General features: G+C 31.9%; 16 protein-coding genes and 1 pseudogene. 14 read left to right on the top strand and 3 right to left on the bottom strand.

The genetic code is table 11. The annotated features are described in order from the left end of the window. Positions 1-53 precede the first annotated feature (53 nt). Complete coding sequence (locus EHE19_RS12805; RefSeq protein ID WP_137697846.1) at positions 54-635, top strand: accessory gene regulator ArgB-like protein; 582 nt, start codon at positions 54-56, stop codon at positions 633-635. Beyond that, on the top strand, positions 632-766 hold the full coding sequence (locus EHE19_RS12800) for an AgrD family cyclic lactone autoinducer peptide (protein WP_137697847.1): 135 nt from the start codon (positions 632-634) through the stop codon (positions 764-766). The genes EHE19_RS12805 and EHE19_RS12800 overlap by 4 nt, the downstream gene beginning before the upstream one ends. Before the next feature lie 13 nt (positions 767-779). Here the strand turns inward: EHE19_RS12800 and EHE19_RS12795 are convergent, their stop codons facing one another. Together EHE19_RS12795 and EHE19_RS12790 are read right to left on the bottom strand one after the other, a co-directional pair. After that, complete coding sequence (locus tag EHE19_RS12795) at positions 780-2,072, bottom strand: sensor histidine kinase (RefSeq protein ID WP_137697848.1); 1,293 nt, start codon at positions 2,070-2,072, stop codon at positions 780-782. Positions 2,073-2,256: 184 nt separating this feature from the next. Then, positions 2,257-2,616 (bottom strand): helix-turn-helix domain-containing protein, encoded by a 360-nt coding sequence (locus tag EHE19_RS12790; RefSeq protein ID WP_171003586.1) that lies wholly within the window; start codon positions 2,614-2,616, stop codon positions 2,257-2,259. An 815-nt stretch (positions 2,617-3,431) separates the two neighbouring features. Between EHE19_RS12790 and EHE19_RS19955 the strand changes: the two genes are divergently transcribed. From EHE19_RS19955 to EHE19_RS12750, 10 genes and pseudogenes are all read left to right on the top strand, one after another. Beyond that, complete coding sequence (locus tag EHE19_RS19955) at positions 3,432-3,560, top strand: hypothetical protein (RefSeq protein WP_280513943.1); 129 nt, start codon at positions 3,432-3,434, stop codon at positions 3,558-3,560. Positions 3,561-3,601: 41 nt separating this feature from the next. Further along, positions 3,602-5,230: a recombinase family protein gene (locus EHE19_RS12785; RefSeq protein ID WP_137697849.1), complete on the top strand. Its 1,629-nt coding sequence runs from the start codon at positions 3,602-3,604 to the stop codon at positions 5,228-5,230. Positions 5,231-5,431: 201 nt separating this feature from the next. Beyond that, a pseudogene (locus EHE19_RS19780) lies at positions 5,432-5,524 on the top strand (manganese catalase family protein); the annotation flags it as partial. A gap of 210 nt (positions 5,525-5,734) precedes the next feature. Further along, positions 5,735-6,304 carry a hypothetical protein gene (locus tag EHE19_RS12780; protein ID WP_137697850.1) on the top strand — a complete coding sequence of 190 codons (570 nt, stop codon included), beginning with the start codon at positions 5,735-5,737 and terminating at the stop codon, positions 6,302-6,304. A 236-nt stretch (positions 6,305-6,540) separates the two neighbouring features. Continuing rightward, positions 6,541-8,448 (top strand): sensor histidine kinase, encoded by a 1,908-nt coding sequence (locus EHE19_RS12775; protein WP_137697851.1) that lies wholly within the window; start codon positions 6,541-6,543, stop codon positions 8,446-8,448. Continuing rightward, on the top strand, positions 8,414-10,021 hold the full coding sequence (locus tag EHE19_RS12770; protein ID WP_171003587.1) for a response regulator: 1,608 nt from the start codon (positions 8,414-8,416) through the stop codon (positions 10,019-10,021). Before EHE19_RS12775 ends, EHE19_RS12770 begins: the two co-directional genes overlap by 35 nt. 124 nt (positions 10,022-10,145) lie before the next feature. Continuing rightward, positions 10,146-11,477 (top strand): ABC transporter substrate-binding protein, encoded by a 1,332-nt coding sequence (locus tag EHE19_RS12765; RefSeq protein ID WP_137697853.1) that lies wholly within the window; start codon positions 10,146-10,148, stop codon positions 11,475-11,477. 114 nt (positions 11,478-11,591) lie between these two features. Then, entirely contained in the window at positions 11,592-12,461 is an 870-nt protein-coding gene (locus tag EHE19_RS12760) for a carbohydrate ABC transporter permease (protein WP_137697854.1), read from the top strand. Positions 12,462-12,479: 18 nt separating this feature from the next. Beyond that, positions 12,480-13,319 (top strand): carbohydrate ABC transporter permease, encoded by an 840-nt coding sequence (locus EHE19_RS12755; RefSeq protein ID WP_137697855.1) that lies wholly within the window; start codon positions 12,480-12,482, stop codon positions 13,317-13,319. Between the two features lie 193 nt (positions 13,320-13,512). Then, the gene (locus tag EHE19_RS12750; RefSeq protein ID WP_137697856.1) at positions 13,513-15,912 is read left to right on the top strand and encodes a sugar-binding protein; all 2,400 of its coding nucleotides are present in this window, start codon (positions 13,513-13,515) and stop codon (positions 15,910-15,912) included. Positions 15,913-16,318: 406 nt separating this feature from the next. Here EHE19_RS12750 and EHE19_RS12745 read toward each other — a convergent pair whose 3' ends face one another. Then, positions 16,319-18,313 carry a methyl-accepting chemotaxis protein gene (locus EHE19_RS12745; RefSeq protein WP_137697857.1) on the bottom strand — a complete coding sequence of 665 codons (1,995 nt, stop codon included), beginning with the start codon at positions 18,311-18,313 and terminating at the stop codon, positions 16,319-16,321. Positions 18,314-18,691: 378 nt separating this feature from the next. Here EHE19_RS12745 and EHE19_RS12740 point away from each other — a divergent pair, with 378 nt between their 5' ends. Together EHE19_RS12740 and EHE19_RS12735 are read left to right on the top strand one after the other, a co-directional pair. Continuing rightward, complete coding sequence (locus EHE19_RS12740; RefSeq protein WP_137697858.1) at positions 18,692-18,880, top strand: hypothetical protein; 189 nt, start codon at positions 18,692-18,694, stop codon at positions 18,878-18,880. Positions 18,881-18,951: 71 nt separating this feature from the next. Then, entirely contained in the window at positions 18,952-20,598 is a 1,647-nt protein-coding gene (locus tag EHE19_RS12735; protein WP_137697859.1) for a recombinase family protein, read from the top strand. Positions 20,599-20,662: the final 64 nt, after the last annotated feature.

The raw sequence follows: 20,662 nt of genomic DNA, 5'->3' as shown, positions 1-20,662 counted from the left end.
CAAATGATGTAAAATAGGATATAATGGTGTAAAATGTAGTATACGGTGATAATATGTTGTCTAAAATTGTAAAAAAGTTAACGGAACAGATTGTATTAAATGTTCCCGGTATAACAGAAGAAAAAGCAGAGCAAATTGACTATGGATTATATACAGCTTTTTCTGATGTTTTAAAATTACTTGCAGTATTGATTACTGCACAAATTTTAGGCAAATTAGATTATGCCTTAGTTGCCGTTATTGTATTTGCGGTAAATAAGTCATATTTAGGCGGGGTTCATGCCAAAACACAGCTTGGATGCTTAATAACTCATTTTACAATTATTTTTGGCAGCATTTATTTATCGGAGATAATAAGTATCAGACATTTTAATGTGATTTTATTTCTTGTAGCAATTGTTTTGGCAATATTATATGCTCCTGCTGACTTGGTTACAAAGCCTATAATAACACTAAAGAGAAAAAAAGAATTGAAGATTAAGGGAATCATTGTATTATTAATTTACTTCTTTACTACATTTTTTACTCCTAGTATTTACTCAAATATTATTTCTATCATTACTTTAATATCGACTTTTAATGTTACTCCAATAATGTATAAATTAACAAAAAACAAGAGAGGTGGGATAGTATGAGGTTTAAAATTAAGTTGATGGTCTTATCTGTTCTGTCGTTATTAGGAATGTTTGCTGCTACTACATCTGCGAATGCTTGTTGGATATGGGCTTTTTATCAGAGGGAATGTCCTAAATCATTACTTAAGTAAAAAAAAGAGGCTGTCAAGCCTCTTTTGCTATGCTTAGAGCTTGTGAAAATACCATCGTTTCCTTGTCAAAGGATGTTGTGTGTATAATGTTTTTATATGAACTTAGTATTTTATTTGCTATTATAAGTCCATTTCCTCTGTCTTCTCCTTTTTTGGATTTCTTTAAATCTGGTTCAGCAATACATTCGTTGGAAATTTTTAGAACAATATCTTTGTCGGTAGTTTCTATTTGCATTTCAATTCTTAGCTTTCCATTATTTAATACTTCTTCTAAAGCATTATCTAAATAAATGCCAATAACCTCACATAGATCTGAGATTTTCACATTGGGAATTGAATCTACTACATCAAAAACTTTTAAGTCAAATTCAATTCCATTATTTTTCGCATAATTTACTTTTGTAGAAATTATACCGAAAAGACCTACATTTTTTATATCGTATATGGACATACTTCCAATGTTTTCAGTTATATGTAACATTTCTTTAAGATATGACTGAGCGGAATCATATTTTTTCATTTGGAGCATTGCATGTAATACAGACAAATGATTTACTTGATCATGCTTTATACGCTTTAAGTCCTGAAGTGTATTAGCAAGTGACTCATTATAGAAGGTTTGCTGATGCTGCTCCTCCTTTTGTATTTCATATTTATGGTAAATACTGATATACCAAACGGAAGATATAAAGAATATTAGAGATGATAAAAACAATACAATATAAGTAACTGGATCAAATTCAACTATATAGCCTATTGCCAGGTAGGATGTCATTATAGCAAGTGTGATAACTATTAAAAAACCAACTGGTGTTAAGTTTTTAATATTTTTAATTGTTTTTGCAAAAGGTGACAATATTACAAGAGCAAATGCTATAGCAAATATATATATGTTTAAAATAAAGAATAAGAAAAGATCGGTGTTTATTAAATCAGGTGTTACAGTAAATCCAAATAGATAAGTAATCAAAGGTATGGTAAAGTCTCCAATTCCTACAAATAATATAATAATGCAAAATGACAGCACTGATTTAATCCATTCCACATGTAAAAAATACTTTATTATTATGATATTTAGTATGAAAAGCAGTAAGGTCTTTATAAATTGCAAGTTGTATGGTATGGGAAGAACAGTCATCCATAACGTAGAAAGAACTCCATTTAATAGTCCATTTAAAACTAGAAATAAAAGTAAATAATTTCGTTCTAGTATAATACTAAAATTTGATTTTAAAAATAAATAAATCAGATATGCAGTAATCATTGCAAAGAGAGTATTAACTAAAATTTGACCTAATAATAACACCTAAATTCCCTCCATGCCTAAATATTATGTAATATTTAGGTTCTATCAATAAATTTGATTAAGTTATAAGTATATTTCTCTTAATATATATAATTAATTAAATTATTATATATTGCAACTTGAATTTAATATAAAAATTAAAGTTCAGTTCTTAAGAAGTATCTTTTTCTGATGCAGGCATTATTTAACTATTGATATTTTCCATTAAATCCTTTAGCTTAAGCAATTGGACATACTTTTCAAGTTCCTTTTTGCTTTGAGGACTAAGACTATCAATAGCAGCAATAAGAGAATTTTCAATACAGGATATTTGAACTTCTGTACGTCTATTATTTGTTCTGCCTAGTAAATAATCAGTACTCACATTATAGAAATCAGCAAGAGATTTAACAGTATGTGTGTCTGGCTCTCTTTTACCTTGCTCATAGTAACCATAAGCACTAGCAGTAATATTTAGCAAATTAGCTATATCCTTTTGCAATAATTTCTTCTCTTCTCGAAGTTCTCTCAGTCTAATTGAAAGTTTGCTCATATTTTTGTGCATATAAATTCTCCTATATGAATTATTATACAACTATATGTCAATTTCAATCAAAAAATACAACAAAAAATTGTAAAGTCAGTATATGCACAACAAAATGTTGATTTATTGTGGCGAATATTTTAATATATGACTTGGTTTTTTACTAATTGTCTCAGAACTAATTAAGTTTTTATGTGTTTAATAGAATAAAAAGTATTGTTTTAATTATTTATTGAACCTTTCAGGTAAGTTTAAAGTATAGTCTTATTGGTACTTTCGTACAAACTTACTTAAATGGTATACTACCAAGAAATTTGTTGAAATTGTAATGGTTGATTCATAGTTAATTATACTTCATTTCTATTTTTAGTGTCTATACCTCATTTTACGTTGTCATAATTAACTATTTTTATCTATTAATTCAAATAAATATCTTTAATTAAATATCCTATTTATCTAATTTGTACTTGTGTACCCAAATAAGCAATACGTAGTTTACCTGCAAACTTTGCTTAAAATATTAGCACAACGAGTAAATTCAATTCATAAGAATATTAGAGTTATCAATTCTAATTTTAAACTTTAATTGGCGAGATATCAAATTCTAATACTGGAATTTATTAATATAATTTTGCTAGCTTTTTCTATTCGTTTAGATATTAATGTAACATACATACAAATATATTCATAAAGTATATTGGCGATTATTAGCTCGAAAACATAGTATGTGCAAACATAGTGCTTTTTCGAGCTTCTATTGATAAGGAGATATTCTGATATTTTTCAAATATAGTTTCACTAAAATTTTATTCTAAAATAGAGGATGGAGGTTGGGTATGACCACTAAAAAAGATGTAATTGAAGAAGTCATTGAAATATTAATCAGAGAAGCGATGAAAAGCAATTCTTTATATTCTAATGAGAAGCTAAAAAATCAGCAAATAAAACAGAGGTCTCAGGCATAGATAAATATTATTTGAGGCAATTTGAAAGGAGTGAATGCACAATGGAGTATACTCCTCCAATTGTAAGTGGAAATAGGCTTGAGAAATATACTGATTATAGAAATACAAAAGGTGAAACAGGTTTAAATATTGGTGGTTACATACGAATATCTACTACCAAGGACAGTCAGAAAACCTCTATAGAAAATCAGAAAAAGTACATTACTGAGTGGGCTCAAATAAATAAATATAATATTGTGGATTTTTACATAGATATTAAAACTGGTGCTTATAGCTATATGAGAAACGAAATGATACGATTAAAAAATGATGTAGCTTCTAAAAAGGTTCAAGGTATTGTAACTAAAGAAATATCTAGAACTTCAAGGGATATTATGGATGTAATTGAACTGAAAAGAAGTCTTGCTGACAAGGGCGCTTTTTTTATTTCAATAAAAGAAGGGTATGATAGCAGGACAGATGATGATGAATTCCTTTTAATTATCCATGCTGGTCTAGCACAAAAGGAAAGAAAAGTTACCAGTTCAAGAGTAAAGATAACTCAACTCCTCAAGGCAAAAGAAGGCAAAGCAAATGTGCCATGTCCTGCACTTGGGTATATGTTGTCAGAAGATAAGCAGCGGCTTGTAATTAACCCTGATACTGCTTATATCTATAAGCTAATAGTTGATAAGTTTTTGCAGGGCTGGGGCAGACTTAAAATATGCAAGTATTTAAATTCAAATGGAATTACTACAAAAAGCGGTGGTAAATGGTGTACCAATTCAATTCGTGCTATCTTGACTAATCCTGTCTATTTAGGTGTGACAATATATAATGCAACAATTAGGATAAGAGACAGTAATGGAAAGGCTAAAAGAATGGTAAGACCGAGGGAGGATTGGATTGTAAAGGAAAATACGCATCCTGCTCTTATTACAAAAGAAAAATTTGATAGAATCCAGCAGATTATTCAAAAGAGAAAAGAAAATGATAGTAAGGAATGGAGCAGTACAAAGAAGTATTTACTTTCAGGATTACTATATTGTGCGTGTTGTGGGGGCAAAATTTATGGAATAAAACTCCCTAAGGCCTATGCGAAGGATATAAATAAACAGGACAGAAATGAAAATGATTACTATTATTACTATTTTGATAAAAAGTCTGATGGCAAATGTGGCAGTAAGCTTTCATATTATAGAATGGATGTAGTGGAAGAACTGGTAATGGATGAAATAAAGAAGCAAATAAAATCGTATGATATGCTTGATGATTTAGTTCGTAACAAACAATACATATATAACAATAAACTTGAAATTGAAAGAAAAGAATGTGAATCTTTAAAAGATAAGATAGAGGCTGTCAACGCAGCTATAATAAAACAGCAGACGGCATTTGAAGCTGATATAATAACTTTAGATGAATATAAGTGCAGAATGAACCAGCTACGAGAGCAAAAGCAAAATTACACCAGAAAACTTGAAATCTTGATTAATAGACTAAACATAGATGATAAGTTAAATTCCGCTGAAGTTAAATTCAATATAATAAGAGATAAAGTCAATGAATTATTAGATAATTTTAGTATTCTTGACTACGAAATTAAAGAAGAAATCATAAGAAAAATTGTTAAAAGAATATATATTAATGATGACTATTCTATGAAATTTGAGTTTAATTTTATTCAATAAACATTCCCTTTGCAGATATATTAATATATTTTAGCTCTGATGTATTTAATTACTTGCTGAAAGATACTAAGACAATTATAGCAGAACTATTTGAACCTACTAATTCAGTGCTTTTGCTGTCACACATTCACCATCCATGGATTATAGTGTGCTAAAACCAACATGGTGTCGTTTTTTTATAAAAATCTTTATTAAGAAAACATGAAAACCGGCGGTCCGGATGGTGAACTAGGTGCTTCATTGCGCTATTTAAGTCAAAGATATACTATGCCGTATAAAGAAGTTAAGGGGATTTTTTATTTTTGTATATTGATTTGTAAAGTTTTACGTTGTTTATTCTTTGGTCGTTATAAAATTTCTAATAGATTATAATAATACATGCGAAGCAAGTTTGATAGTGTTTCAAATATTAATTTTAGTGAATCTACTAATTAAACTAGTTGATTTACGACTTAGCATTATTTTTAACGGAATAAAGCTTATTCAGATATTAAGGAGGTACTTATGACTAAAAAAATGGATTGTATATTTGGAATAATTTTTGCAGTTGCTACTGTAGTATTTGTAATACTATTTTTAACAAATGATATATTCTTCAACTGGGCATTTGCTAGACACCATAATGTATTGAGTTGGTATATAAGACCTTTGTTTATTATTCCAATTATAGTATTTGCTTTTAAGAAAAGCTTAACTGGAATATTTGCAACAATATTTGCTCTGTTTACTAGTATGTTTTGGTTTCCTTCACCTGAAACAAGTAGTCCGCAGATAATGACATTTCTTGCCTATGAAATGGAATATTTAAAGGGAGAATGGACAACTCCTAAAATTATAATGAGTTTAACTGTTCCGATGTTTTTTATTGCACTTATATTAGCAGCCTGGAAAAGAAACTGGAGACTACTTCTAGGAGTTGTTATTGGGGCTGCTATATTAAAGATTGCGTGGAGTGTTATATTTAGTGGAGAAGCTGGAATGACCATATTAAAACCAGCTATTATCGGTTTAATATTTTGCATAGCCGGAATTTATATATATAAAAAAAGTCAAACTGCTAGTAAGAAGATATAAGTAAGACTGCCTCTACAAATAGATTAGTATTGAAAAAAAAGCACTTCATGCTATAATTTAGTAAAAAATACAGTATATACTTATTGTATAGAATGTAGTTATATAAAATGAAGCTTCACTTGTTTGACTAAGTAAATAATGACATTTTTTAGGTTTGAAGCACCTCCAATTTAATTGGCTATGCTGGAGGTTGTAATTAAAAATTGTATGTAAAATAATAGTGAGGTATTTATCTAATGGAATGGCATAAGCAAATTGGTGTTTTTAAATTTATAATCAAAATCAAGAGACAAATTAAGGATTTAAAAATAAGTTTAAGGATAGCTTTGTTTTATTTCATTGTCATGATTATCTCACTATTTATCAGCAGTCTGCTTTACAGGCAAATATATATGAATATTGCACACCAAAAGGTCAATGAGGCTTCAGTTCAGACCTTATATTCAATAAAATCAAATGTAGATTTATTTTTTGATAATGTAAACAATTATTCAAAAATGATTTTATCTGACCATGACCTTCAAACTATTTTGAGAACAGGAAATATATACTCCGATTTAAACGCTCAATCAAGAGTGGGAGGATACATATACAGCATGATTCAAACCATTCAAAGCATATCATCTGTTTATATATTTGACAATACAGAACACTATTATTTTGTAAGTGATCAGAATCCAATACAATTTACACTAAAAAATGTGAAAAAAGCCAAGTGGTATAAAGAAGTCCTTGATAAAAAAGGCGCATATATACTGAGTATAAATGGAGATGGTGCTTTTGAAATAGACCCAAACGGTAACTATATTTCTATGATTAGGTTAATAAGGGATATTGACAATACAAATAATTTAGGTGTGCTGGTAATTAATATTACAGATAAGGCATTTAAGGAATGCTATGCAAATATTGTGGATAACTATAATAACACCAGCATCACATTTTGGGATAAAAATAGACAATGTATTATACCCGTTAATCATACCAAAGAAGGTAATCAGCCAGTTGAGCCAATACTGGACGAGGTTGAAATTAAAAACCTTTTGAGCAAATTTGACGGCAGTGATCATGGATACATAACAAAAAAATTGAATAATACTGAATATCTTATATCATTCGTACTTGAGGAACGTCATAACTGGGCTATAATTAGTGCAATACCTTTTGCAGAGGTTTCGTATGAATCTGAAAAAATGGGGTTTGTAGGTTTTATTACTATCTTTTTAAACAGCATTATTCTGTTCATGGGAACTATAGTTATTTCAAGATGGATTACTGTACCCATTCGTAAGCTGTTAAAATCTATGAATGCAGTTAAGTGTGGTGAGTTCAAAGAAGTTAACATAAATGAGGGGAACAATGAAATAGGGCAGCTGCGAGATGGCTACAATATGATGATAAGAGAGATACAGAAACTGATTAAAAGAGTTATAGCAGAACAAAAGACAATCCGTAAAGCAGAACTCAATGTTTTGCAGGCGCAGATTAAGCCCCATTTTTTATACAATACACTTGACTCAATTAATTCTCTTGCTCTATCAGGCAGGATAAATGAGGTATGTGACCTTGTTGATGCATTAGGAGGCTATTACAGGCATAGCGTTAGTAAGGGTAGAGAAGTAATTACACTTGGTGAAGAACTTGATATTGTGAAAAACTATCTGAAGATTCAGAAAATTAGATACGAAGATATGTTTGAAGTTAATTATAATGTTGATGAAAGCTGTCTTGATACAAAAATTCTAAAGCTAGTTTTGCAGCCTCTTGTTGAAAATTCACTTTACCATGGTATACGTGCAAAGGGCATACCTGGAAGTATAAATATTGATATAAAGAAAGAAGCTCAGCAGGTTTGCATCTGTATAGAGGATGATGGAGTAGGAATGAGTGAGCATGAAATACAGAAGATATTGGACAGTAAGGTGGGAAGTGCTGAATCCAGCTTTGGACTTAGAGGAACCATCGAACGCTTGAAAATATACTGCAACAATGAAGCAGCCTTTCAATTGTACAGTGAAAAAGGTAAAGGGACGAAAATTGTTATCCTGCTGCCTTTGGCAATAGAAGGTGAAACATGTAATAAAAGTGAGCAAGACAATGGAGGTAATTATGTGCCAACCCTTGAAAGTTTTAATAGTAGATGATGAACGACTTATAAGAAATCTCCTGAAAATACGTATCAATTGGCAGGAACTTGGTATGGAAATTGCAGGAGAGGCGGCTAGTGCATTAGAAGCCTTAACTATGATAGAACAGATAGTACCGGATATTATATTTACTGATATTTGCTTGCCCTGTATGGACGGAATAGAATTTAGCAGAGTAGTTACTGAAAAATATCCGCACATAAGAATAGTAGTTATTACTGGTCATGATGAATTTGAATATGCAAAAAGCTGTGTAAAGCTTGGTATTTCTGACTTTGTTCTTAAACCCATAAATGTACAAGAGATTACGGGTATTGCGTTAAGATTGAAAAGCAAAATTCTTGAGGAACAGAATCACTTACAAGAATATGAATTATTGAAACAGAAAATAAAAGACAACCTTCCATATTTGAAAGAGAAATTTTTAAATGCATTGATATATGGTGAACTTAGCAAAGAAGAAATACAAGAAAAGATGGAGTATTTCGGAGTAAACAAGAATATCAGTTCTAATTTATTTCAGGTTGCAGTAATAGAGGTATGGGAAAAACTTAGGAATACAGCAGTTGAAAATAAAGAAGAAGCTCAGATACTTCTATCAATTAAATGTGTGGATTTAATTAAAAAGTTTTTCCAGAAGGATATATACAACCATGTATTTTTGGATAATAGCAGAAAGATTGTTATCATATTTAATGATCCATCGCTGGATATATATGAATGCTGTGAAATGTTTAAAATAATGCTAATGAACAACTTTAAATGTTTTTTAGGTATTGGTATAGGAACTGCTTATTATGGCGAGGAAAATATCAAATTAAGCTATAAGGAAGCATATGAAGCTCTAAACTATAAAATGGTCTTAGGTAATAATCAAGTTATTAGCTATCATGATATTGATTATGCAGCAGAAAATCATAGTAATAATAATCAAAAATTAATTGAAAAAATTGTATTTTCAATAAAAGCTGGAATAAGTGAAAAAGTTGAAGAATTCCTTGAAGAATTGTTTGGTCGTATTTCATATCAAGGAAACAGTACTATTGACAGAGTAAGATTGGATGCATTTGACTTGCTATCTGCATGTTTAAGAATAATTATGGATTTTGATATTGATATGACAGATATCTGGGAGCAAAAAAGCCAGCCATATAATGATATTGTCAAAATAGACAATTTACCGGAGTTTAAGGTGTATTTCAAACAATTGATTGACAATATAATAATCAAGTTAAAACGAATGAATGATACTAAAGCAGGTAAACAAGTAAGACAGATACAGGATTATATTTCAGATAATTTAAGCAATGCTGAACTTTCACTTGCAAGCATAGCAAAAGAGTTTTACATAAGTTCTAGCCATCTCAGCCGTATATTCAAGCAAGAAACTGGACAAACCCTTGTGGAATATATAACAAAACTAAGAATAGCCAAGGCCGAAAAGCTTCTTAAAGAAACAGAATTTAAGGGATATCAAATAGGTGAAATGATTGGAATACCAGACCCCCATTACTTTAGCATACTATTTAAAAAATACACGGGATTGTCTATTAACACATATCGCAAATGATGAATTTTTGAATGATAAATTTTTGAATGTTAATGCAATAATATTGAATTTAGTTTGAGCAATATCACTGCTATAATTGATGCGTTGTTTAAAAATTAACACGAAACTCAAGGAGGTTAAATTAATGAAAAAGTTATTACTTAAAGTGTTAGGTGTAACAACAGCCCTGTCTTTAGCATTAAGTATGGGCGCATGTGGTGATAGTTCTACAGAAAACACAGAAAGTAGTTCAGCACCAGCAAGCACAGCAGTTGAATCTGCAAAGCCAGTAAAATTAACAATGTGGCATCAATGGGTTGCAGAAACTGACCCAGCAACAAATTCTCTGAAGAACAATTTAAAAGTATGGAATGAACAGCATCCAGAAATAGAAATTGTAGCTGACGGAGTAACAGGTGAACAGTACAAGACTAAAATAAAAACAGCACTAGCTGCAAATGAAGCACCAGACATTTTCTATATGTGGGGTGGAAGCTTTGTAAGTCCTTACATAAAGAATGGAAATATTCTTCCTATTGATGAGTATTTAGATGATGCAACAAAAAGTAAGCTAGTTGATGGAACATTAGAAAGTTGTACATTTGATGGTAAAGTTTATAGTGTTCCAATGTTTACATTTATTGCAAACTTCTATTGCAACACAGAATTATTTGAAAAAGCAAATGCAAAAATACCAACAAATTATGATGAACTTATTGAAGCAGTTAGAGCTTTGCGTGCTGCTGGTATTACTCCTGCAATTATTGGTGAAAAGGATAGATGGCCTGGAATGTACTGGTTTGATATCATAGCTATGAGACAGGCAGGAAACCAAGCATGTATTGAAGCTATGAAAGACCCTAAAAAGTTTGATTCACCAGACTTTATTGAAGCTGCAGCTAAGCTTCAAAGGTTAGTAGATGAAAAAGCATTTAATGACAACATGTTTAGTACTAGCTTTGAAGATATGAGAAATTCCTTTACACAAGGAAAAGCTGCAATGCTATACCAAGGTGCTTGGGTTGACGTAGCAATAGAAGACAAAAACGCAGCAACTAAAGGAAAAGTAAAGGCAATACCATTCCCAGTATTTACTGATGGAAAAGGTGCGGTAACAGATTTCTACGGTGGCGGTATTGATAGTTTCTACATCAATGCAAAAACAGCAGCACCTAAGGAAGCAGCAGAATTCTTATTATTCATTAGTGAAGCAGCAGGTAAGGAAGGCTTCCTAAATGGTTCTGGTTTGCCAGCATGGAAGACAGATGGATTAGATACTTCTAAGCTTTCAGATCTATCAAAACAATCTGGAGCATTAATGGCAACAGGTAAGTCCTTTATTCCTTGGTGGGATACAGTTCTTCCAGCAACATCTTCTGAAACTCATAAGAACCTTATTGCAGAACTTTTAGCAAAGAAAATAACTCCAGAACAATTCTGTAAGGAAATGGCTAAGGTTGACCCAGCAGAAGAATAATGAAGTGTAAATACAGAACTTAATTATATTTTGAGGGGCTGTTGCAAAGCAAGAAATAATATAATCAATAGTTGTTTTGCAACAGCTACTTGCTTTTAAAGGTGGTATACTTTCATGGACTCAGTTCTTTCTAATAAAAAAGCTATTTGCATTTTTGTAATCCCAACATTAATTGTTTTTTGTGTAATAGTATTTCTTCCAATATTTATGTCAGCTTATTATAGTACATTGGACTGGGATGGGATTGGAAAGGGTACATTTATTGGAATTGATAATTATATAAAATTGTTTTCAGACGATGTTTTTCTTAAATCTATTCTTAATTCTTTTTTATTTGCTTTTGCGTCAATATTTATACAACTTAGTATTTCGCTAGTTCTGGCACTTATATTGGCAAATGGAGTAAAAGGAGAAAAGTTATATAGAACTATTTATTTTATTCCTGTAATAATTTCAACAATTGTTATTGGTCAGTTATGGACAAAAATTTATAATGCAGACTATGGTTTGCTGAACGCACTGCTTAAAAGTATAGGCTTGGAAAACTTAGCGTATGATTGGTTAGGAAAAGAAAATACAGCTTTAGTATGCTCATTCATTCCTACATTGTGGCAATATGTAGGATACCACATGTTGATTATGTATTCAGGGGCAAAATCAATTTCAGATGAAATATATGAAGCTGCTGAAATAGATGGTTCATCAAAAATTAATACGGCTTTTAAAATTACAATACCATTGTTGAAGCCTATTTTAAAGGTTTGCTTAATATTTTCACTGATAGGGTCACTTAAAGTATTTGACTTAATTTATGTTTTAACAAATGGCGGTCCTTTACATGCAACTGAAGTGCCAAGTACCCTGATGTATTCGTCTGTTTTTAATTCATATCAATATGGATATGGCAGCGCAATGGCTGTATTTATAATTATAGAATGTTTGGTATTTACTATTATTTTAGACAAGGTATTTAAAACAGAATAGGTTTTGGAGTGAGACTTTATGAATAATTTGATAAAAGGAAAGATGGCAAAGTTTTTTATACAGCTTTTTCTTATATTGTATGCTATTATACAGATATATCCTCTTATCTGGATGGTTCTGTTTTCCCTTAAAGATAATAATGAAATTTATGGAGGAAATGTTGCTGGTCTGCCTAATCCTCCTAAGTGGGAGAACTATACTAACGCAATTACTCAGGCAAGTGTACTTAAATACTTCTTTAACAGTGCGTTTGTAACTGGAGTTACTATTATTGCAGTAATTATTTTAGCATCCATGACTGCATATGCTATTAGTAGAATGAAATGGAAACTTAGCAATGCTACGATGATTGCTTTTTTACTAGGGATGATGGTTCCAGTACATGCAGCACTACTCCCTCTGTTTATTATTCTTAAAAATATTAATCTTTACAATACATATTTATCTCTTATTATTCCATATACAGCGTTTGGCCTTCCTATGGCCATTATATTATTTAGCAGCTTTATGAAAGGCATTCCTAGGGAGTTGGAAGAATCGGCAGCTATTGATGGATGTTCAATTTACCGTATTTTTTCTGTAATTGTAATTCCTCTTATAAGGCCAGCAATAGCAACGGTTGCTATTTTTACATATTTGGCTTCATGGAATGAACTGATGTTTGCTATTACATTTATTAGTAAAGATCAATTAAAAACAATTACAGTTGGTATTATGTCTATGGTTGGTACATATGTAACTGAATGGGGGCCTATCGGCGCCGGCCTTGTAATTGCTACATTACCGACGGTAATAATATATGTACTGCTTAGTGAACAGGTTCAAAAAAGTTTAGTAGCTGGTGCAGTGAAGGGATAGAGCTTTTATAGAAAAAAAGATTTGTCGCCGCTGATTGTAATAGTTCGAAAATAAAGTATGTGCGACCAAGGTGTATTATTAAGCCACTAAAACTACAAGTGTTTTTGGTGGTGCATATAACCAAAAAATTAATTTAATCTAGGCGTTTTAAAAGGCAAGCTTAAATTTATTCTACTTAGGAGGATTTGAGAGTATGAGGAATCTTAAAAAGTTAATTGCAGCAGTCTTAGCAATGTGTGTGCTTGTAACATTTTCGTTACCTGCATTTGCTGTTGATAATGTTAATACTGATGCACAATATTTGGAAAAGCTTAATATTATTAATGGCGATGGAAATGGTGTAAATGCAGAATATCTTGCAAAAGGAACTACAAGAATTCAAGCTGCAGTAATTTCTCTTAAATTGTATGGATTATTGGATGAAGCACTTAAATTTTCATCTGAAGAAAATTTTGTTGATGCTGATTCATTAGCTTGGAAAGAAGGAAGAAATGTTTTAGCATATTTGAAGGCTAATCCGCAGTTGGGTTGGAATGGTATAGGCGGAGACAAATTTGATCCTAATGGCCCAGCTACAGCCCAGATGATTTATAAAATAGTGCTTGAAGTATTGGGCTACAAAGCAGGGAAAGACTATATATATGCAGACACAATTAAGTTTGCAGCTGAAAAGGGTCTTACCAAGATTAGTACTGTAAAAGGTCAGATAAGCAATGCTAATTTGGTAACTGCGCTTATTGAAGCTCTTAATACTCCAGTGGCTGGAGGAACAAAGACTCTTGCGGAGGTGCTGGGCTATGATATGGCAAATATTGGAGAGCAAGAGATTCAAAGGGTTAAAGTAGATGCGAATGGTCTTGATGCCAGCGGAAGAGTTGTTGCTTACTATGGCGCACCAGATGATATTGACGGAGAAATTGAAGATGCTTGGAATGTTGCTGAGCCTGTAAAATTTACAAAGATATCTGGCAGTACTGATACGACAGCTACTTTGAGGGTATTGTGGGATGATTATGCTGTGTATTTTTTGGCTGAAGTAAAGGATGCTAACATTTCTGATGCTTCCGGAAATGTTTATGAAAAGGATAGCGTCGAATTTTTCCTAGACGAAGATAATAAGAGATGTGGTATATATGAAGGCGATGATAGTCAGTTTAGAATTAATTTCAAAAATGAGAGATCCGCTGACCATGGTGATTTAACCAATTTGTATTCAGCTGCAAAGGTAGTAGCAGACGGTTATGTAATTGAAGGCCGTGTTGCATTATCTGAGACTCCAGCTAATGGTAAGGTAATGGGGATGGAAGGTCAGATTAATGATGCAACAGGCAGCACAAGAATAGCAACGATTAATATATTTGATACTACTGGTACTGCTTACCAAGATACATCAAAGTTTGGCCAATTGATTTTAACTGGTAAAGGTCCTAATTCTATATCAAAACCAAACTATTATGATTTGAAATCATTAGTTATTAGTGCAAAGGATATAGAACTGCAACGTTATTCTAACGGTGATGTAGTTGATTCACTAATTAAAGAATCAGAAGCTGCCATTGCTGATAAAGCTTCAACACAGGCACAATTTGACCAATTGCTCATAAAATTACAGGCTGCTATTGATAACTTGGTACACAATGACTTATCCTTTGACGAAAAAGAGTGCAGAGATATACCAAAAGCATACAGGACGTCAGATCCAGAGAACATAAGAGGAACTATTGTAAGAGTTGACTACAAAACTAATACCTACGACCAAGAAGCAAAAGATTTAGACAAGTATATGCTTGTATATCTTCCTCACGGATATGATGCCAACGATAAAACCAAGAAATATGATATACTATACCTGATTCATGGTAATGCTGAGAGCCAGCACACTGCTTTTGGTGATGTTAATCAGAATACAGAACTTATGAGAGTAGTTGATAATTTGATTGCTGATGGTAAGATGAAGCCAACCATTATCGTTACTCCTACTTGGTATAATACAGCTCCATTTAGTCCTGAGAGACAGAATGAAGATGGAATGTTCCGTATTAAGAATTTCCATAATGAATTAGTGAAGGATATCATACCTACAATCGAAGGGAAATTTAATGTATATGCGGAGTCTACCAGTGAAAAAGACTTGATTGCAGCAAGAAATCACAGGGCTGTTGGCGGATTCTCAATGGGCTCTGCTTGCACATGGTTTAACTACATTTATAGTATAGATTATTTTAAATACTATATTCCAATTAGTTTATGGTGTTTTCAGGATATAGACTCAATAAAGAAAGAAGGATATAATTTCACAGGAACTGATGATGAGATTAGGGCTAAATATTTAGCTGAAATCGCTAAAAAGGCGGGTTACACAAAAGATGATATAAGAATTTTCTGTGCAACAGGTACTGCTGATTTGGCTTATAGTGGAATGAACGCTCAGGTTGATGAAATGAAGAAGCTTACTGATATATTTGTTTACTCAGCAGATTTGAGAAAGGGTAACTTCTATTACTTAACATTAAATGGCGGAGCTCACAACTGGACCTGCGTGAATCGTTACCTATACAATATCTTGCCAGATTTGTTCTTGGACAGCAAATGATTATGTTTTAGGGAAAAAGGCGAAGAGATTATAACGTAAAATTGCTTAAAATCTTTTTGTAAACACTCATAAAAAAATCTCTTCTCTAGTTAATACTTAAATTCTTAACAAAAAGGGTAGTTGTCAGACCCCAATACTTCTCTGATTGTAGCATGAACAAGAAATGGATGGAAAAATAACAGGAATGTTATTTTTTCATCCAAATTCCTCCATACTAATATATAGTATCAAAGGAGAATATATTTACTATGTTTCATTCTAAGAAATTTAGCTTTTATTGTAAACAAGGTATGGAAGCTAATCTTTCGGCCTCCATACCTTTAATTTTACAGAAAAACTTCACATACTCTCAACAAAACTTATTACAGCGTCCCCGTTCATTTTAGCATTAGATAATTAGTATGAACTATATCTTAAATTGATTAACTATCTTAATCAGAGATTCTGATTTATCATTTGACTTACTTGATAGGTTTACGACCTTTTCAACCATATTAACAATTACTGCTGTTTTCTGGGCAATATTTGTTGCTCCTACAGCCTCTTCATTGGCAGCTGTGGTTATCTGTGATATGGCTTTAATCATGTTCTGCGTGGATGCCAAAAGTTCCTCTGAGGTTGCGCTGAAATCAGTTACTATGTCGTTAATCACTATAGAGTGTTCATTATAACTCTCACTAGTTTTTACTAAGCCTTCATAATCATTGAGTACCTTTTTATCAATAAACTCCATAATTTCCATAGAACTTGAGGATAGATCATTTACTACTTCCAGAACTTCATTTGTAACTTCTTGAATTCGCGATACAGAAGCTTTTGAGTCTTCAGCTAACTTTCTGATTTCATCTGCTACCACTGCAAATCCCTTGCCGGCTTCTCCTGCCCTAGCGGCTTCAATAGCTGCATTCAAAGACAGCAAATTGGTTTGGGTTGTAACTTCCAGTATAGCATGAGATAATTCATTAATTTGATTGACTGCCTTGGCTTGTTCAATTGCACTTTGCAAATTGGCCTTTGTTCTGCTGAATATCTCCAGAGCTTCTTGTTTAGAAGCGATTGCCTTTACCTTCATTTGTTCACTCATTGTACTTACTTTGTTAACAGTTGTTGCACCTTCTTGGGCTTTTGTAGCAATTGACTCAATTGCTTTTTCTACATCTAAAGAAGTTGCATTCATTTCTTCACTTGAAGCAGCTGTTTCTTCTGTTCCTGCAGACAATTGTTCTGTAGTGGAGGAAATATCTTCGATGTTTTCATTCAAGCTTTGCATATCCTTGTTTATTTCGATTAGCATTTGACTGACATTAGAGGATTCATCAACAACTGCTTTCATCATGGTGCGTATTGAACTCTGCATCTTGTCAAGCGAATTGGCCAAACTACCTATTTCATCTTTCTTTGCTAGGAGCTTTTGAGAAATACTTACTGTAAAGTCTCCTGTAGATATATCATTTAGACATTTGGTGGCCTCTTTGATTGGTTTGGAGATACTGCGAGAAATCAATATAGTTATTATTAAGCTAAGCAATAGAAAGATAACAAATACCAGTAGCATTGACCTGGTTAAATTGCTTATATTAGCCATAACCACTGATTTTGGTGCTGTTATACCTAATGACCAATTTGTACCTTCAACAGGATAATATCCAGCGTATTTAGTTACACCATTAAGATCATATTCAGCTACACCTTTTTCACCAGCAGCCATTTTCATTTGAATATTATATAATCCTTCTATTGCTGGGTTAGCTTTATATTGTTCATTAATATTGAACAAGACACGGCTTGGATCTTTACTTGCTACCGTAGTGCCTTCATTGTTGATCATAAAGACTTCTTGCTCACCATACTGCATTTCAGAAGTAAAATTGCTTAACTCATTGCCATCTCGTCCAGCTATGAGTGCACCTTTCACTGAATTACCTTCTTTAATTGGAACTGCAAATGCTACAACTAGGCTTCCGTCTGTTTTGCTGGCTATGGGATCTGAAACAGCAGTACTTCCTGATAAAGCTTTAATAAAGTAATCCCTATCTTTAACATCAATAGTTTCTCCAGTTGTCAAGCGGGCAACACCATTAGTATCTGCAATCATTAAAGTTTTATATCCACTTCGATTTACTTCATCATTAAGATAGGACATTTTTTCGTCAATTGTAATATCATTACTTTTTATCCATGGACTATTTGCTATTGCTTCTAAGGCATTGAGTTGACTATTTACTTTTTCATTAATAATTTTTGCATCAGCTTGGGCTATTTCTAAGAGATTTTGGTCTACATTTATTTTTAGTGCATTGCTAGAAGTAATGTTGGAAATACCTCCTAAGCCTGCAGAGATTACAAACATTAAAATTCCAAATAATAAAGTAATTTGTTTTGTAATACTTTTAAATTTCATAAAGTCATCTCCAATTTTTATGATTTTGAGTTTGGCGTGAAATTACATATCTGTTTAATGTTATTGCATTAAAATTACATATTTGGTTGCTTCCCTATAAATTAATGCAGCCATAGCAAAAACCTCCTATAAATTAATGCAGTCATAGGAAAATATAGTTAAGATGTAATAATGTGGTAAAGCGTATAGATTGTATGTATTTTTTGTGATAGATACTATTTAATTATATCAAACAAAACCATAAAAATCAACAAAATTCGACAAAACGCATCGAGATTATATATTTATACAATGCTAACTATTTCTTATTAAAAACTCCAGTTAATAAAGCTACATTTTTTACTTGCCTGAATAGTATGTAGTGGAGGTTGAATTTATATGTTAACTGGGCGTCAACTATATTTATTAAGAGTGAGAGATAATGATTTGTCAGATGAACAATTGTCAGAACTTCTTAATATAAGAGTTAATGATATTATTACATATGAATATGGATTAAAACCCATTCCCGAAGAACTATATATCAAATGGGAGTCATTGGTCAATCAGAAATTGTTCCTGCAATAAATAAGCCCAAATATTTAATGTAAATATATTTGTTGTTATATTAAGTGATATAGGAGCTGAGCAGAAGTTTTATGAAATGTGTTGCTTATTGCAGAGTTTCAAGTGATAATCCTGAGCAAATGACAAGTCTGGAAAATCAAATTAGGCATTACACAGAATTGTTTAATAAAAAAGGCTTTGAAGGTGCAGATTGTGGAATGTACTATTGTAAGGATGGTAAAAAAGAATACACTAGATATATTAAATCAATATTTGCAGACGAAGGTATTTCAGGTACCAAATTAAAAAATAGAGGTGCATTTAAGTATATGCTTGAATGTGCATATAGAAAAGAGTTTGATGCAATATTGGTAAAGAATGTTCAGAGATGGGCTAGAAATGTTGAAGATGGAGCTGGAATTATTAAAAAGTTAAAAGTAATGGGCATTAAAGTTATTTTTGAAGATGGCTGGCTAGATAGTTCTAATCCTGCTAATGAAGCAACTATTAATATATTATTTGTAATGGCTCAAGAAGAAAGCAGAGCAAAGAGCACAGCAGTTCAATTTGGCATTAGAAAGGCTCAGGAAGCAGGGAAGTTTACAAGTGCTTGTCCGTATGGCTACAAATCTAAAAATGGATTTTTAGTACCCATTCCGGAACAAATTGAAGTGGTCAAAAAAATATTTGATTTGTACTTGGAAGGCTGGGGAAGTACTCGTATTGTAAAATATCTGAATAAAGAAAATATACCTACCCAAAAGGGACGAAAATGGTCAACACCTCAGATATATTATATTTTAGCTAATCAAATATATGTTGGAAGACAGATAACTCATACAGTGGTTAATACTGATATTAATATAGATAGATTTGAGCATAAAGGAAAAATATACAGAAGCCGTAAACCCATAGATGAAGGGAGTTGGATTATTACAGAAAGGGAGGATTTACGGGCTGTATCTGATGAAATATTTGACAAAGTTCAAAAACAAACTATAATTAGAAAAGAGATGTTTAGTAATAGCAATAGACCCAGTAATGCACATTTATTCAGTAATCTTTTATTTTGCCGGAATTGTGGAATGGCAATGCGGAGAAAGAAATTATGGGGCTGGAAGCGCAAAGATGGGACTAGAAATACTGGAATTGAGTGGGTTTGTATACAGCATGACAAGTATCATAATGATATTTGCAGGTATAGAAATTCATGGCATGAAGAAGTGCTGATTAAAAGGGTTAAAGAGGAAATTGAAAATTTAAGATTAAACAAAGAAAATCTGGACAAAATGTTTTCGCAATATATGCAATCCTACTTTAGTGCTGAGGAACTAACTGAAAAGATAAAGGAACTTCAGCATCAATTGGACGATATAAAAGCTCAGATGTCAGCTAATTTACGACTGTTTTCAAAAGATATTATTGGTGAAGAACAGTATAAGCAGCAAAATGATGAATTGCAAAGCAGTAAAAAAGCTATAAGCAAAGAGCTGACTAAATTGAAGAACATTGATGAGGAAAAGAAGCAAGCACTTCTTAAATATAATAATTATATTGATTTTCTCAATAATGTTGACATAGATAATCTTGACAATGCCCAATTAAAAAAAATAATTAATAGGATTGAAGCTTATACGATATTTGATGATGACGGAAAGGAACATAGGTATATTTACATTGTCTGGAATATGCTAGACAAGTCTTATGATGATATACTCTACAAAAGTGCAAAAAATTAAAACAAATTTAATAATTAACTTAGATTTGGGATGAAAAGTCCTTCCATATTTAAATTTACTTATG

It is taken from the genome of Ruminiclostridium herbifermentans, assembly GCF_005473905.2.
Lineage (GTDB): Bacteria > Bacillota > Clostridia > Acetivibrionales > DSM-1351 > Ruminiclostridium > Ruminiclostridium herbifermentans.
Note: the sequence above shows the minus strand (reverse complement) of the source record. Positions and strands in the feature narration are given on the sequence as shown.